Below are 16,435 nucleotides of genomic sequence, written 5' to 3'. Positions count from 1 at the left end.
GGCCTCGTCGCTTCGGCGGAATTGTTGCTGACCGACGTCAAGGACGGCCTGTACTACCAGACGCTGAACGTCGGTCCCGGCTACATCGGCCCGGACGGCCGCGCGCTGTACTGGAATCCGAGCAGCCCCCGGCCCTTCGGCAATACCTCTACCGGCGCCACGGCCACCAACCCGGCGCGATTCCGCAACAACAGCTTCTTCGGCGATGTCTACCTGATCAACAACACCAACAAGGGCAAGAGCCAGCAGTTCACGGTCTCGCTGACCCAGCCGTTCTCGATCGACAGCGACTGGTCGTGGACGCTGGGCTACACCTATACCAATGCCACCGAGGTGGGTTCGCTGACCAGCTCCACTGCTGGCTCTGGCTTTGGCAGCCAGCTCGGCGTCAACCCCAACGAGGAGGTGTCCAACACCGCCCGTTACGAGATCAAGGACCGTTTCACCGGCTCCCTGGAGTGGAACCACAAGTTCTTCGGTGATTACGAAACCCGCGTCGGCCTGGTCTACGAAGGTCGCAGCGGCCGCCCGTACAGCTACATCTTCAACAACGACGCCAACGGCGACAACCGCACGTTCAATGATCTGTTCTACGTGCCGAGGAGCTCGGGTGATGTGCTGTTCGGCTCGCTCAACGCCACCACCGGTGCGTTCACGCGGGATCCGGTGATGGAAAAGCGGTTCTGGGACTGGCTCTACGCCAACCCCGAGCTCGCGCAGTACATGGGCAGCCATGCACCGGAAAATGCCTTCCGCGCAGGCTGGGTCAACACGTTCGACGTGCGTATTGCCCAGGAGCTGCCCGGGTTCTTCGCAGGTCACAAGTCCAAGATCTGGGTGGACATCCAGAACATCGGCAACATGTTGAACGAAGACTGGGGCCACATCATCGACTACGGCTTCAACGCCAATAACGCGGTCGCAAGCCTGGTCGGTATCTGCAGAGTGAACTGCCCCGCGGGCATGACCGGAAAGTACGTGTACGGCTACCGCAGCGGTACCGAGTTCGGCCAGGCTACCGCGCTTGGCTTGCCGACCAATGCGGACGGCCAGACCAACGGCATCTCGCAGTGGTCGCTCCAGGTGGGCCTGAAGTACGAGTTCTGATTCAGGCAGTCGGCAACACCGAAACGGCCGGGGAAACCCGGCCGTTTTCTTTTTGCGATTCCTCCGGCGCGAGCCACTGCGCTAAAGTCACGGGCATGAACGACGACAGCAGAATGACCAGCGAACCGGCCAATGCCACCCTCCCCACCGTCAACGCCCGCATCTACCCGCGCGGCGGCCTCGACGTGTTGTCGCGCGCTGAAGTGGCGCGTTTGCGCGATGCATCCAGCGGCGGCATGCATGACCTGCTGCGACGCTGCGCGCTTGCGGTAATGACCAGCGGCAGCGCCTCCGACGATCCGCGCGCCGCGCAGGAGCTGTATCCGGATTTCGACATCGAAGTGCTGCAGCAGGACCGCGGCGTCCGCATCGACCTGCGTAACGCACCCGCGATGGCGTTCGTCGACGGCGAGATCATCCGCGGCGTCGCCGAACTGTTGTTCGCCGTCGTCCGCGACCTGGCCTACACCGCGATCGAGCTCAGCGGCGGCGAAGATTGCGGCCGCGACCTCGACACCAGTGCCGGCATCACCGACGCCGTCTTCGGCCTGCTGCGCAACGCGCGCGTGCTGCAGCCGGCCGACCCCAACCTGGTGGTGTGCTGGGGTGGTCACTCGATCAATCGCGACGAATACATCTACACCAAACAGGTCGGCTACGAACTGGGCCTGCGCGGCCTCGACATCTGCACCGGCTGCGGCCCGGGCGCGATGAAGGGGCCGATGAAGGGCGCGACGATCAGCCATGCGAAACAACGCATCACCCACGGGCGCTACCTCGGCTTTACCGAGCCCGGCATCATCGCCGCCGAATCGCCGAACCCGATCGTCAATGAACTAGTCATTCTTCCCGACGTCGAAAAGCGCCTCGAAGCCTTCGTCCGCACCGGTCACGGCTTCGTCGTCTTCCCCGGCGGCGTCGGCACGGCCGAGGAAATCCTTTACGTCCTCGGCATCCTGCTTCACCCCGACAACGCGGACCTGCCGTTCCCGCTCGTCTTCACCGGGCCGAAGATCGCCGAGGACTACTTTCGCCGCATCGATCAGTTCATCGGCGAAACGCTCGGCGTCGAGGCGCAGCGCCGCTACAAGATCATCATCGACGACCCGGAAGCGGTCGCGCGGGAACTGCACGCCGGCCTCGGCGAGGTCCGCGCGTCCCGGAAGGAGAAGCGCGACGCCTACTACTTCAACTGGTCGCTGCGGATCGAGCACGAATTCCAGCACCCGTTCCGCCCCACGCACGAGAGCATGCGCCAGCTCACGCTGCACAAGAAGCAGCCCCGCCACCTGCTGGCCGCAAACCTGCGCCGCGCGTTTTCGGGCGTCGTCGCCGGCAACGTCAAGAACGACGGCATCCGCGAGATCGAACGGAACGGCCGGTTCGAAATCCACGGCGACCCGGAGATCATGGAGCCGATGGACCTCCTGCTGTCGTCCTTCGTCGCGCAGGGGCGGATGAAGCTCCCCGGCACCCGTTACGAGCCGTGCTACCGCGTAGTCACCGAGGCGGTACCGGCGGCACCGGCGGCATGAACAGGAGCGGGCGGGGAACCTAGTTCCATCGAATCGAATCCCTGGAGAGGAAACCCGATATGAAGCGCGCACATCCCCTCGCATTCGGCATCGCGGCCCTGTGCCTCGCCTCGGTCGCGCACGCCGCCGACATTCGCCCCGGCCTGTGGGAATTTCGCTCGACGCGGCTGAACCTCGGGGGCCTGCCCGACATGTCGTCGCAGATGGCGCAATTGCCGCAGTACCTGAAGAGCCTGCCGCCGGACATGCGCCGGACGATCGAGCAGCAGATGGCGGCGCGCGGCGTCGCGATGGGCAGCGACGGCGCCGTGCGCAGCTGCATCACGCCCGAGCAGGCGAGGCACGACAACATCTACTCCGGCAAGGTCGAGGGCAACTGCACGCTCGCCGATGTCGTAAAGACCGGCAATACGGTGACGGGCCGCCTGCGGTGCACGCAGCCCGACGCGACCGGTCGCTTCGAGGCGCGGCTCGATGGTGCCGAACATTTCACGACCCGCGTGGACCTGAAGTCGGCGCAAGGCGACATGCAGGTCGACACCGACGCACGCTGGCTTGCCGCCGAGTGCGGGGCGCCGCAGGGGTAAGACCGCCCGCGCATCTCCTTGGACACGCCGACATGAAGCGCGCGCGCGGCAAGATGAATCGGTCCGATCCGGTGTTCGTCGAGCAGGTCGAGCTGCTCTATCGAAACGCCCCGCTCGCGTATACGACGACGCTGATCAACGGCGCGATTCTGGCGTACATCCAGAGCGAACACATTCCACTTGTCGTCCTGCTCGCGTGGTATGTATCGCTGGTCATCGTGACGGGGGTCCGTGCGTACGTCGCGCGACGCCATGCCCTCGCAAGTCCCGACCCCGCCCGCGCCGGCATCTGGAACCTCGCCTATTTCGCCGGCGCGGGCGCCGCGGGTTGCGTCTGGGGCGCGGCCGGTCTCGTGCTCTTTCCACCCGATTCCATCGCGCATCAGGTCTTTGTCGCGTTCGTTCTCGCGGGGATGTCCGCGGGCGCTGTGAGCGTGCTCGCCTCGCGAATCGAGACCTGCATCGCGTTCATGCTGCCTGCGCTGTTGCCGCTGGCGATCCGGTACCTGACGCTGCATACGCCGCTGCAGACCGCAATGGGCGTCATGACGGTGATTTTCCTCGTTGCGCTGTCGGTCTCCGCGTGGAACTTCCACTGTGCGATCCGCACCTCCCTGCGACTGCGATTCGACAAGCAGGACCTCGAAGCCGAAATCGCGCGGCGCGTACGCGCCGAGGAACGGCTTTTCAACGAGAAGGAGCGCCTGCAGACCACCCTGCGGTCAATCGGTGAAGGGGTCGTGCTGATCGACGCCGACGGCCGGGTCGAGGATTTCAACCCTGCCGCCGAGCGGCTTTTCGAGCGCCGCCGGCACGACGCCGCGGGCCACCCGCCCGAGGAGGTCTTCGAATGTTTCGACGATCAGGGCTGGCGCAGCCCGACCGCGCTGGAAGAGGCGCTAAAGTCCGCGACCCCGCGGCGAAAACGCTCGGTGCTGTACGGCAAAGACAACGTGAGGTACATCGTCGAGGAACTCGCGACGCCGCTCCTCGACCGCGACGACCGGCTCGTCGGCGCGGTGTCGGTGTTCCGCGACGTCACGGAACAGCACCAGCTGACCGAGCAACTGATCCATGCCGCCGATCACGACGTGCTGACCGGGCTGCCGAACCGGAATCTGCTGAAGGAGCGGACGCGGCAGGCGGTCGCACGGGCGCAACGCAAGCACGAAACCTTCGGGCTGCTGTTCATCGACCTCGACGACTTCAAGGCCGTCAATGACACGCTGGGGCATGCGAGCGGCGACTCGCTGCTGGTCGATGTCGCAAGACGCCTCGCCGAGTGTGTCAGAGAAGAGGACACGATCGCCCGGCTCGGCGGCGACGAATTCGTCGTGCTGCTCGATGGCCCCGCGAAAAGGCCCGAGGTCGAAGCGATCGCCGCCAAGATCGTCCTCCGACTGCGCGAGCCCTTCCAGCTCGAAACCCGGGCGGCGGCGATCGGCGCGAGCATCGGCGCGAGCCTGTACCCCGACGACGGCCACGACGTGGAGAGCCTGCTCGGCGCCGCCGACGCTGCGATGTACCGCGAGAAGCACGCGCGCAACAGTAAGAAATAGCGCTGCAGGAAAGCTCGTGGGGGGAGCTGTGAGATTCGAGGCCGTTTCCTTCAGCGGATCATCCGCTGCTCGCGCGGTACGTCCGCGGAGTGGATCGGCGGCGGGAGACCGGGCCGGGGTTTCCGGGGTGTCGGGGGGAAATCAAGGCAGCAGAAAGGAACTCGCCTCGGTCACCGCGAGGGCGGGCTCGTCGACGGCGGTGATGCGGAAGCGAATCTCCTGCCTGCCGTTGAGCCCGGCGGCCGCACTCGACGCGACCGTGATCGGCACAGGCAGCACGCTGCCGCCGTCGACCGCGAAGGTATCGCGCCCCGCGATATGAACGCCGGCTGGACCTTCGACGGCGACGCGAAACTCGCGCGGCCGTTCGAGCAGATTCATCAGTTTCAGCGTATAGGCGTTCTCGACGTTGCCGTCGGTCCCTTCGCGGAGCAGCGCGCTGCGATCGCGCAGCACGTCGACAATCAGCGGCGTACGGTTCACGAGCATCGAGGCGCCGAGCACGGAAAAGACGACCAGCCCCGCGACGTACGTCAGTGCACGCGGGCTGCGCCAGGCGCGGGCACGTGCAGAGGCTGGCGGCAGTGCGGGAGCCGCAAGCTCGCTTTCCGACGCCATCCGGATGAGCCCGGGGGACGAACCGATCCGGGTCATCACGTCGTCACACGCATCGGCACACAACCCGCAGTTGATGCACTGATACTGGAGCCCGTCCCGGATATCGATGCCGGTGGGGCACACCTGTACGCAAAGCGTGCAGTCGACGCAGTCGCCGCCGGCCCGTGCGATGGGATTTGCGGCGTCCCCGCCCGTTGCCGCGGCGAGCTTCGCTGCGCCGCGTCGGCCCCGTGGCTCGCCGCGTCGCGCGTCGTAGCTGATCGTCCTGGTGTCGGCGTCGAACATCACCCCTTGGAAGCGCGAGTAGGGGCACATGTGGAGGCAAACCATTTCACGCGCGAAGCCGGCCTGCAGATAGGTGAACGCGCCGTAGAAGAAGACCCAGAAGCCTTCCCATGGCCCGAGGTCGCCCGGCCCGAGATTCCAGAGCAGCTCGCGGATCGGCGTGAAATAGCCGACGAAAGTGATTCCGGTCCATGCCGCGATCGCAAGCCAGGCCCCGTGCTTTGCGGCCTTCAGCCTGAGCTTGCGCGCACTGACCGGCGCTTCGTCGAGACGCAAGCGGGCGATGTGATCGCCTTCGACACGGGCTTCGACCCAGCGGAAGATCGACGTATAGACGGTCTGTGGACAGGCGAAGCCGCAAAACAGTCGACCTGCGACCGCGGTGACGAGGAACAGCGCGGTGGCGGCGATGATCAGCAGCACTGCGGCGAGCAGCGCATCCTGCGGCCACAGGACGAGGCCGAAGAGGTAGAACTTGCGCTCGGCGATGTCGAACAGGAACGCCTGCCGGCCGTCCCAACTCAGCCAGGCGCCGCCGTAAAAGAGCAACTGGGAGAACCACACCATCGCCCGGCGCAAACTGTTGTAGCGGCCGGCGGTCGTGCGCGGGTGAATTTTCCCGGTCTTTTGGTAGAACTCGATGTGGGCGCCGCTGGCCCGGGTCGTCGGCGTATGCATTGCGCTGTCCTCGCTGCGATCCGCGCCCGAAGGTTTTCTTGGCGAAACGGGCAGCGAGGCGAGTAGACCATCACGAGTCAGTGCGATACAGATTCAGATCGGCGGAATTCGAACGTAACAGTCAGTCCGCCGCGACGCGGGTCACATCTGTTCCCCGATCATGCCGCCGAGCGTCGCGATCGCGTTCTCGAACTCGTCGGACCACGGATGGCCGAAGTTGAGGCGGACACAGTTGCGGTATTGGCGACCGGCGTTCGTCGAGCAGAAGGGCGCCCTGCTGCCGTTTCAATCCACGCGCCCGCGAGGGGCGCGACGCCGGACGCCGACCAGCGCGGACACAGCGCGGGGTTTCAATCCACGCGCCCGCGAGGGGCGCGACTCCAGGTCGTCGTCACCAACTCGAAATCCTTTGGTTTCAATCCACGTGCCCGCGAGGGGCGCGACGGGCGTCCGTCGTGTCGGGGATCGGCTCGGCGCTCGGGTTTCAATCCACGCGCCCGCGAGGGGCGCGACGACGCGGTCGAATTCGGAGCGCATGCCGTCGTCAGCGTTTCAATCCGCGCGCCCGCGAGGGGCGCGACAAGATCCCCGCCGACAGCCACGCCAACCCGACGACGTTTCAATCCACGCGCCCGCGAGGGGCGCGACTCGATGTTTGCGCACGATTCCAGTTACTGCCGGGTGTTTCAATCCACGCGCCCGCGAGGGGCGCGACTTGAGCGGTTCCGCCGTTGATGATTGTTTCAATCCACGCGCCCGCGAGGGGCGCGACTGACGGTGGCGCTGTACGCGGCGTTGTCTCTGGCATTGTTTCAATCCACGCGCCCGCGAGGGGCGCGACGGGTGCTTCGTTTTTCAATGACACGATTGAGGGTCAGTTTCAATCCACGCGCCCGCGAGGGGCGCGACTTGATGTGGAGCGATGCAGATTTGTACTTGCCGTTTCAATCCACGCGCCCGCGAGGGGCGCGACAGGTGGATCTGGAGGCGGGGACGATGACCCTGCTGTTTCAATCCACGCGCCCGCGAGGGGCGCGACCCGTGCGATCGGTCATCTGCTCGTCCGTCAGGCCGTTTCAATCCACGCGCCCGCGAGGGGCGCGACGCCTTGATCGTCATGTCCGCCGCTTCCGCGACAGGTTTCAATCCACGCGCCCGCGAGGGGCGCGACACGCAATGCGCTGCTCGTGCGCTGCGTCGCTCACATGTTTCAATCCACGCGCCCGCGAGGGGCGCGACCGGGCTCGACATGCCGGAGCCGACGGGCTGGTGCCTGTTTCAATCCACGCGCCCGCGAGGGGCGCGACGCGGTTGTGCGCACAGCAACGTCGCACGTTGCCGGATTGTTTCAATCCACGCGCCCGCGAGGGGCGCGACCCAGCGCGATGGAGCCGGATTCCTGGGGTCGTTACCTGTTTCAATCCACGCGCCCGCGAGGGGCGCGACGATTGCCCGGCCCATGTAACGCCCTTCGAGGGGGGTTTCAATCCACGCGCCCGCGAGGGGCGCGACGAAGTCTAGTGCGAGGTTCATCTGCCGTTCAAGGTTTCAATCCACGCGCCCGCGAGGGGCGCGACCTGCTCGATATTCAGCTTTCCGTCCGTCGTCAGAGTGTTTCAATCCACGCGCCCGCGAGGGGCGCGACTGGCCGAATGGTCGGAGGCGTGCAGCGGCTGCTACGTTTCAATCCACGCGCCCGCGAGGGGCGCGACCAGCATCGTCATACGCGGAACCCCTCTATTTGGAGTTTCAATCCACGCGCCCGCGAGGGGCGCGACCTGCCAATGACCTTTCCGTCCGCGCCAATGACAGAGTTTCAATCCACGCGCCCGCGAGGGGCGCGACCATGTCGATCGCCTGCCCGAACACCACGACCGATGTTTCAATCCACGCGCCCGCGAGGGGCGCGACCAGTAGAGATTGGCAAGCGTCCTCGCCCATACCGGTTTCAATCCACGCGCCCGCGAGGGGCGCGACCGGCGAGGTTATAGGTGACGTTGAAGTAGCTGTAGTTTCAATCCACGCGCCCGCGAGGGGCGCGACGTACGCCCGTGCCATCGTGGAACGTGCCGACAAAGGTTTCAATCCACGCGCCCGCGAGGGGCGCGACGCGGCATGGGCTTCTTTCGATTTGCCCCTTCCACCGTTTCAATCCACGCGCCCGCGAGGGGCGCGACTCGCCACCCGGCTTCTCGTTGATTGTCGCTTGTTGTTTCAATCCACGCGCCCGCGAGGGGCGCGACCTGGAGCGTATCCCGCGCTCGAATGGATCAACGATGTTTCAATCCACGCGCCCGCGAGGGGCGCGACGCGTCAGCGTGTCGCCCTCGGCGGTCGTCACCTGGTTTCAATCCACGCGCCCGCGAGGGGCGCGACGATAGACGGCGAGCAGCCACGAGCGGAACCGCGCGTTTCAATCCACGCGCCCGCGAGGGGCGCGACTGGCCAGCGCCGTGACAGCGTCGATGTCGAGCGTCAGTTTCAATCCACGCGCCCGCGAGGGGCGCGACCAAGCTTGCGGCACTCGTTGTCGTCGTCGAACTGGTTTCAATCCACGCGCCCGCGAGGGGCGCGACTCGCCGGCACGCGCAGTTTGTCGCTCGCCGGATCGGTTTCAATCCACGCGCCCGCGAGGGGCGCGACGAGGCTGATGGCGATCTGACTGTCGTGAAGCAGGTTTCAATCCACGCGCCCGCGAGGGGCGCGACGTGGCGTATGCGATCGCGGTATCAAGCACGGCCGAGTTTCAATCCACGCGCCCGCGAGGGGCGCGACACGGCGCGCTCGAATCGGTCAATGAATACCGCGAGGTTTCAATCCACGCGCCCGCGAGGGGCGCGACTCGGGTTCGCCTCTCCTGTGCGCCGCACCATGTGGTTTCAATCCACGCGCCCGCGAGGGGCGCGACGGTTTCGGCAAACCCATCCGCGTCGGTCGTCGATTGTTTCAATCCACGCGCCCGCGAGGGGCGCGACCGTCCTCTCCTTGGCGGCCCCCAAGCCGCGGGTAACGTTTCAATCCACGCGCCCGCGAGGGGCGCGACAAATCGTCGCGCGCCAGGACCTCTACCACCTCAAGTTTCAATCCACGCGCCCGCGAGGGGCGCGACATCGTTCAACCCGCGGCTCACGAAGATGATCGAGGAGTTTCAATCCACGCGCCCGCGAGGGGCGCGACGCATGCGTGGTGCGTTACGTGTACGCGGGCTGGTGTTTCAATCCACGCGCCCGCGAGGGGCGCGACGCGCTCGGCCTGCTGTTGCTGCGCGAGTGCGGTTTCAATCCACGCGCCCGCGAGGGGCGCGACCCACGGTAGCGACACCATTCCCGCACGTTCGTCAGGTTTCAATCCACGCGCCCGCGAGGGGCGCGACTCGGTGGAGTGGTGTCGCCTGCTGCGGATGTCGTGTTTCAATCCACGCGCCCGCGAGGGGCGCGACTTCGGCCGCTTCGTGTTCGCTCGCCAGATCAATGTTTCAATCCACGCGCCCGCGAGGGGCGCGACAACGCATTTGCATGACCTGATCGGCCGGCAGAAAGTTTCAATCCACGCGCCCGCGAGGGGCGCGACGCCCTTCGGCGCAAACCCATCACTACGGGCCGGGCTGTTTCAATCCACGCGCCCGCGAGGGGCGCGACGCCGGTAGGAGCTGATCTTTGCGAGCACCGCATCGTTTCAATCCACGCGCCCGCGAGGGGCGCGACGTCCAGCAGCGATTGCGCCGGATCACACGACATGTTTCAATCCACGCGCCCGCGAGGGGCGCGACTCGATCAAGGTGCGCGGCGACAACCGGCGCGTGCGAGTTTCAATCCACGCGCCCGCGAGGGGCGCGACCAATGCTTGACCCGTTCATCGGGCGGCAGATTCTGTTTCAATCCACGCGCCCGCGAGGGGCGCGACCGCATCAAACGGCGAAATTCGATACCCCGCCGCAAGGTTTCAATCCACGCGCCCGCGAGGGGCGCGACACGACCCGACGAGAGTCGAGACGAACCCGATAAGGTTTCAATCCACGCGCCCGCGAGGGGCGCGACCCGTCCGCACCGGGAAAACGTTTGTAGACCGAATCCGTTTCAATCCACGCGCCCGCGAGGGGCGCGACGGAGTGGCGACAGCCTATCTCGGTGGCTACTCGCTGTTTCAATCCACGCGCCCGCGAGGGGCGCGACTTGCACTCTCAATAGGGCCTTTCGGAGTTTTCAAATGTTTCAATCCACGCGCCCGCGAGGGGCGCGACGCGCGGGTGGAGATGACGCCGAAGCGGTCGGGGTAGTTTCAATCCACGCGCCCGCGAGGGGCGCGACACGTTGAAGTGCGCCGACGTCGCCCAGCCGCCGCGGTTTCAATCCACGCGCCCGCGAGGGGCGCGACCAAGCGCCGCGAGTTCATCGGCGATGCGACGGGCGTTTCAATCCACGCGCCCGCGAGGGGCGCGACTCCGCTTGCGGAAGACATTGAGACTAAAGCAATTAAAAGTCTCTTACTGCGAACCTCAAATAAAAGTTCGGCAAGCTACACAATTTCATAGGTGAGAAAAGACCGAATCCCTTAAACCATAAGGGGTTCCGCGTTCTGCGAACCTCCCTGATTTTGCTCGGCAGCTTGGGGTTCGCAAAATGTGCCCGCTACAAGATCAAGGGACCGTTTAGATTGACCGCAGGCTTCGCGCCGATATGCTCGACCTTGTTCTGCCAGTTCCGGCCCAGGTAGTAGAAGCGCAAGCTGTCTTCCTCGGGATCGATCAGTTCGCACAGCTTGCTCTTGAGAAAGGTCCATTGTGCGAGGTCGACCTCGATTTCGAATACCGAGTATTGCACCCGTTGGCCAAAGTCGCGGCAGGCTTTGGCTAGGTGCCGCAGGCGCTTTGCGCCGCTGGCGCTAGTGGTACTAACGTCATAGCTGACGAGAACCATCATGATATGGCCCTATTTCCACAGGAACGGGGGATAGGCGTCGAGGTCGCCACGCAGGTGGCGGGCCAGCAGTTGCGCCTGGATGGCTGGAAACAGGCCGATCTCGATTTTCTCGTCGAGAAAGGCGTGCCGCAGCGACTCGCGCTTGCGCTCCTGGTAAGCGGTGAGCACCGTCTTGCGTGAGTCTTCCTTCAGCAGCGTTGCACCGTTATCCATGCGCACGAAGTCCCGGACGGAGACCTGCTTACGGTTGATCAGCGACAAAGCCAAGCGGTCGGCGAGAAAGGGGCGGAACTCTTCGACGAGATCCAGCGCGAGACTGGGACGGCCGGGTCGGTCGCGGTGGAGAAAACCGACAGCCGGATCCAGACCCACCGTTTCGAGCGCGGACCGGCAGTCGTGCGTAAGCAGCGTGTACAGAAAGGAAAGTAGCGCATTGGCCGCATCGACGGGTGGGCGCCGACTGCGTCCGCCGAAGCGCATCGCGGCGTCCGGCACGCGGATCAGGTGGTCGAACACTCCGAAATATGCCTGCGCCGCCTCGCCCTCGAGACCGCGCAGGACATCAATCTCGGCGTCAGCGAGCAGGCGCTCGGCGATGCGCTTGAGCCGCTTCTCCGCATGCGCCAGCTCGGCGCGCGCGGCTTCGGGCAGTTCATCGCCGTAGTCGCGCAGACCGCGTGAAACTACAGTCCGCTGGTTATGCACTTTGCCGATTAGCACGTGTCGCACAAGCGCAGTGCAACGCGGTGCATCATCCGTACGCCGGTACTGCTCGCGACGTAGCAAGACGTTGCCGGACACCGGTCCTTCTACGCGGGCGAGGAACTTCCCGTTGGGGCTGAGATAACAGACGCTGATGCCCTGCTCCGCGCAATAGCCGAGCAAGGGCGGTGACACCAGCACCCGACCGAAGCACACCAGGCTTTCGAGCATGTGGGTGGGCAGGCGGGCTCGGGTCTCGCCTTCGACCTCCATGACGATGTTGGCCCCGTCCTTGCGCAGCCATGCGCCTTCGGTTGTCACGTACACCGTGTTGAGCTGCCGCCGCATGAATCAGGGCTCCTCGGACATCTGGCCACGCAGCCAGGTTTCGACATTACGCCCCTTGCCGAGTAGCTTCGGCTGGCACAGTTCCATGAGCGAACAGGCGTCGCAACGCTTGGCCTGATAGGTCGCAGATGGCGTGCGTCCGGAGCGGATCATTTCCCGAGTGGCCTGTATGGTTTCGAGTGTGAGCCGGCGCAACTCGTCGTCGATCGCCACGCCTTCGCGCCGGCGCGTCTGACCGTAGAACAAGGCACCCTCAACCAATGGGTAGCCGAACATCGCTTCCAGGCACAGCGCCTGCGCGCACAACTGCACTTCGTCGGCGCGGTGCGCCTTGGGCCGTCCGCGCTTGTACTCCACTGGGCACGGGGGCTCGCCGTCGGTGCCAAGGCGGAATTCCACCACGTCGGCGACCCCGGCAATCCCCAGCTCGGCGCTGGCCAAGGGCATCGCAGTAATCGTGCGCACGCCGTGTCGGCGTTCGATCTGCGGCGTGTCCGCCCTGTCGTGGAGAAGCCGTCCCTCGGCCGTCTGCCGGCTCTCGGCCCATAGGCGCTCGATGTGGATGAGCGCGCACTGGCGCGGGCAGTAAAGAAAATGCTGCAGGGCGGAGATGGGGATGAGATCGTCTTCGTCGTCCATCGCCCCCTCGCCCTTGCTGATCTCCGCCGCGCCTTACAGAAGTTCCCGCACGCTCACGCCACGCGGCATGGCTTCGGCATCGATGCTGACGCGATAGTCCGCAAAACTGCGCGCGGGCGCCTGCTCGGTTCCGGCTTTTCGTTCGACTTTTACCGCGTCGAACAGCACATGCGCCGGCGCATTGCCCATGGCGCACTCATGCTCGAACACGATCAACTTGCGCGCGGCCATTTCACCGCGGGCGGCCGAGCGGTCGTGCTCGAACATGTTGATGAGCGCATTCCACAGCAACTGCAAATCATCATCGGAGAAGCCCGTGCGCTCGGCCAGCTTTGCGGACACGAAGCCGTGCGCGCGATACAGGCCATACGGCAGGATGTGCTTGCGGCCCATGGTGCGGTTGTCGCCACTCTGGGCTTCGGCTTCCTTCTCGGTGGTGACCGCCATGCGGGTAATCGACACTTCCAGCGGGAGCACCGGCTCCACCGAAGTGGCGAAGGCGAGCTGAACAGGACCACGCACCTGGCCGGCGTTGACGCCGGTGGTCATCACCGCGCCAAAGGTGCGCACGTCGAAGAAATTGGCGCACATCCACGCAGTAATCTCGCGGGCTTTGGCCTCGTCCTTGGGCAGTTTCTTGTCCTCGGGCTTGATGTCGAGCGCATCATAGGCCAGCTTGTGCTGCAGGTTCAGGATGGCCTTTTCCTGCATGTAGATCGCGCAGCCCGGCGTACCTTCCTTGTCCAGCGTGACGAAGTTGCGGATCTTGCGCTTGAGCGCGACGTCGGTTACCAGGCCCCGGTTCGTCTCCGGGTCCAGGCGCGGCAGGTTGCCCGCGTCCGGGTCGCCGTTCGGGTTGCCGTTGGTCACGTCGAACAGGTAGACGAACTCGTAGCGGTGGGCGATGGCGGTCATAGCTCGGCTCCTTCCATTTCGGTGTCGGTGGGTTCTGCGGATTCGCTCGCGTCGGCGTCGACAGGCGTGTCGCGCCGGGTGAAATACGCCTGCGACTGATGGTAGTAGCCGATGGCAAAGCGGCCCTGGTCCTCGATCTTCAGGCTGCGCGGAAACTGCTCGGGCAGGCGGCCGACGATCTCGCGGATGTCTTTCTCCAGCACCACGGCGAGGCCTGCCTTTTCCTTGCGCAGCTTGCCGAGGTGGTTCTGTGTGTTGCGCAACAGCACCGGAAAGATCGTGGCGGGCGTGGCGGACGCCGCGCCGTAATAGCGGTCGCGGATGGTGGCGTTGACCTGGCTGCCCAGCGCGCAGCGCTGCACGTACTCCAGCACCGCGAACAGCCGCCCGAGCACATAGCCCGGCTGGGTGGATTGCTTATCGAGACTCACGGGGATCTCCTCGTCGGAAGTGCGAATGCCCCGGCGCCATTCGCGCGCCAGGACGCCTTTGCATAAGGCCACGCGCAGGCCGGAGATGTCTCCGTCCGCACGCAGGCGCATGATGGTGTTGGCCAGCAGGCTGCGCGGATACAGGCCGCCGCTGAGGATGGCGCGCATCATTTCGCCGATGACGATGTTGATTGCATCATCGGCCTTGGGCTTGGCGCCCTCCCGACGCGGCACGGTCGCCAGCACCAGCCTGTAGGCGGATGGCTCGGTGCGCCACGGCAGCGGCTCCAGGCGCAGATCCTGCGTATGCTCGGCAATGCGGCGGGCGAGCACGTCCAGCGTGTCCACCTGCCAGAAGCGCACCGACAGACGCGAGGCATTGGGCGCAAGGCCCAGCACGTACATGCGGGTGGCCGGATCCAGCTTGGGGTCGATCTCATCGAGCGGGCGGCCCTTGGCGACGTGGTCTAGCACCTCCCGCACGCGCTTGGCCTCCGACGCGTCGTCCGCGGGCCGGTTTAGAAGGTCTGCGAACAGGTCCTCGGCTTCGGTTACCTGACCGGCGTGCGCGGCTTCGGCCCAGAACACCACCGTGGTGTCGCCCACCTGCAGCCGCTGGCGGTTATGCTCGCCCCGGCGCAGCAAGTAATTGAGTGCAGTGGAATAGGCGAAGGCCGCCTGCTCGGACACTGGCGCGTTCGCACCTGTATTGTTTTCCTTCTTGGCTGCCTCAGCTTTCGTCCTCGACCCCTTGTACGAGAGATACGCGTCGTCGTTAAAGGCTACGATTGCGGCCCCAGAACTCTGTGCCCCAAGCACCCCCTTGATCGGCGGATGCAGGCGGGCAAGCGGTTCAACCTGACCGGAGACCAAACAGACCCCCATAGGGGTTTCACCAGAAGCGCTCTCACAAGAGAGTCGCGCCCTCAATGCCTGTGCTGCCTCACGCTCGTGCAAGAACCTGCGCCCATCGCCATCAAGGCGAAACACAACGTTGGTGTCCTGCATTTCGGCAGGGAACAGAGGCGCCTGAAATTGCCCTGGCGACCAATGCCGCAGGAAGGCCAGCAATGCCTGCATGCCATCATCATTCTCACCGCTCAGCGCTGCTTGATGCAGGGTCTTGAACGCCTCGTGCTCCTTGTCGGCACGCTTGCTGGTGGCGCTTACCCCGAGCACATAGCTAGTCTTGTCCCAAAGGAAAGCGGGCTCGATACCTGAGGTGCGATGTACCTGGGGCACCACCAACGGCTTCGGCTGCGGTTTCTTGCCGGAGGTGTCGCGAATGTCGTTTACCGCCACTACACGGCCGTCAGGTGTCAGCACGATCTCGTAACTGATCTTCTCTGGGCTGTAGCCATACAGCGCGACGTCCTCGGCCTGCCGCTCGATCATCCTCTGATAGTAATGGGTCAGCGCCTGCAGGATCATGCCTTGACCTCCCCGCCCTGCCACGGCGGCACCTCGATCACGCCACCGGTCAACTGCGCGCGAAAGAAGCGCGGCGCCATGCCGTCGGCGAAGTCGATGTCATGCAGCATCCAGCCGAGGTCCTTGTCCGATTCCCGTTGGGGGTGAGGCTCGGGCAGCGGTTCGCCGTCCTCTACCAAGCCGAAGTGAGCCGGAAATTCGCGCACGCCCAGGCAGGGTGCGTGGAAGTGCTGCCCCTTGCGGGCACGGCGATTGAAAATATCCAGGTGCTTGCCGACCGAATCGTCCGGCCCCGCCTTGTCTGTGAGGTCGAAATGGGCCTCGATCACATAGGCCACGTCGCGCAGCACCGTGGCCGCACGCTGCTGGCGGTCTTCATCCACGTAGGCAACTAGTCCCGCCGTGGAACCGGCCTTCATCGCCTTACTGACGCTGCCCGGCGAGAGCTTGCCGCCCACCTCGTTGCGGCGGATCGATTCGAAGCGAATCGGCTTGAGCACATGGATGCGATCCACCACCCAGCGGATTGCCGGCTTCCAGTGGATGGCCTCCAGGATGCCGCGTGCGGCCGACGGCGTGATGACGTCGTAGCTCACCCGCTCCACCTTCATCTCCGGCCGCGTGAAGCAGGCCCGTTCGCCCCAGACGTGCAGGCGGATTCCGAAGCTCATGCGCTGCCCC

General features: G+C 65.2%; 11 protein-coding genes and 1 CRISPR repeat array. Of the genes, 4 read left to right on the top strand and 7 right to left on the bottom strand.

The annotated features are described in order from the left end of the window. From V6M37_RS02710 to V6M37_RS02695, 4 genes are all read left to right on the top strand, one after another. On the top strand, positions 1-1,107 hold a 1,107-nt coding region (locus V6M37_RS02710), incomplete at its 5' end, for a hypothetical protein (RefSeq protein WP_332670874.1). Between the two features lie 113 nt (positions 1,108-1,220). Then, positions 1,221-2,642 carry a nucleotide 5'-monophosphate nucleosidase PpnN gene (gene ppnN / locus V6M37_RS02705; RefSeq protein ID WP_332670872.1) on the top strand — a complete coding sequence of 474 codons (1,422 nt, stop codon included), beginning with the start codon at positions 1,221-1,223 and terminating at the stop codon, positions 2,640-2,642. Between the two features lie 59 nt (positions 2,643-2,701). Beyond that, positions 2,702-3,229, top strand: a complete 528-nt coding sequence (locus V6M37_RS02700) for a DUF3617 domain-containing protein (protein ID WP_332670870.1) — start codon at positions 2,702-2,704, stop codon at positions 3,227-3,229. Between the two features lie 32 nt (positions 3,230-3,261). Beyond that, positions 3,262-4,788 (top strand): diguanylate cyclase domain-containing protein, encoded by a 1,527-nt coding sequence (locus tag V6M37_RS02695; RefSeq protein ID WP_332670869.1) that lies wholly within the window; start codon positions 3,262-3,264, stop codon positions 4,786-4,788. A 141-nt stretch (positions 4,789-4,929) separates the two neighbouring features. On the opposite strand, the gene ccoG is transcribed toward V6M37_RS02695, so the two are convergent. The 7 genes from ccoG to cas5c all read right to left on the bottom strand — a co-directional run bounded on the left by ccoG (position 4,930) and on the right by cas5c (position 16,425). Further along, positions 4,930-6,369, bottom strand: a complete 1,440-nt coding sequence (gene ccoG, locus V6M37_RS02690; protein WP_332670867.1) for a cytochrome c oxidase accessory protein CcoG — start codon at positions 6,367-6,369, stop codon at positions 4,930-4,932. Between the two features lie 282 nt (positions 6,370-6,651). After that, positions 6,652-10,809: a CRISPR direct-repeat array (repeat unit 32 nt; unit sequence GTTTCAATCCACGCGCCCGCGAGGGGCGCGAC). 188 nt (positions 10,810-10,997) lie between these two features. Then, complete coding sequence (gene cas2 / locus V6M37_RS02685; protein WP_332670866.1) at positions 10,998-11,288, bottom strand: CRISPR-associated endonuclease Cas2; 291 nt, start codon at positions 11,286-11,288, stop codon at positions 10,998-11,000. A gap of 9 nt (positions 11,289-11,297) precedes the next feature. Further along, a complete protein-coding gene (gene cas1c / locus V6M37_RS02680) occupies positions 11,298-12,338 on the bottom strand; it encodes a type I-C CRISPR-associated endonuclease Cas1c (protein WP_332670865.1) in 1,041 nt (346 codons plus the stop codon). Between the two features lie 3 nt (positions 12,339-12,341). Continuing rightward, the gene (gene cas4, locus V6M37_RS02675; RefSeq protein ID WP_332670863.1) at positions 12,342-12,977 is read right to left on the bottom strand and encodes a CRISPR-associated protein Cas4; all 636 of its coding nucleotides are present in this window, start codon (positions 12,975-12,977) and stop codon (positions 12,342-12,344) included. Positions 12,978-13,010: 33 nt separating this feature from the next. Continuing rightward, positions 13,011-13,892 (bottom strand): type I-C CRISPR-associated protein Cas7/Csd2, encoded by an 882-nt coding sequence (gene cas7c / locus V6M37_RS02670; protein ID WP_332670862.1) that lies wholly within the window; start codon positions 13,890-13,892, stop codon positions 13,011-13,013. Beyond that, complete coding sequence (cas8c, locus tag V6M37_RS02665) at positions 13,889-15,754, bottom strand: type I-C CRISPR-associated protein Cas8c/Csd1 (RefSeq protein ID WP_332670861.1); 1,866 nt, start codon at positions 15,752-15,754, stop codon at positions 13,889-13,891. The genes cas7c and cas8c overlap by 4 nt, the downstream gene beginning before the upstream one ends. After that, entirely contained in the window at positions 15,751-16,425 is a 675-nt protein-coding gene (gene cas5c / locus V6M37_RS02660; RefSeq protein WP_332670859.1) for a type I-C CRISPR-associated protein Cas5c, read from the bottom strand. Before cas5c ends, cas8c begins: the two co-directional genes overlap by 4 nt. Positions 16,426-16,435: the final 10 nt, after the last annotated feature.

Origin of the sequence: Aromatoleum sp. (assembly GCF_036675785.1) — a bacterium.
In the GTDB taxonomy this organism is placed as follows: domain Bacteria; phylum Pseudomonadota; class Gammaproteobacteria; order Burkholderiales; family Rhodocyclaceae; genus Aromatoleum.
This window is presented reverse-complemented; position numbering and strand designations above follow the sequence as displayed.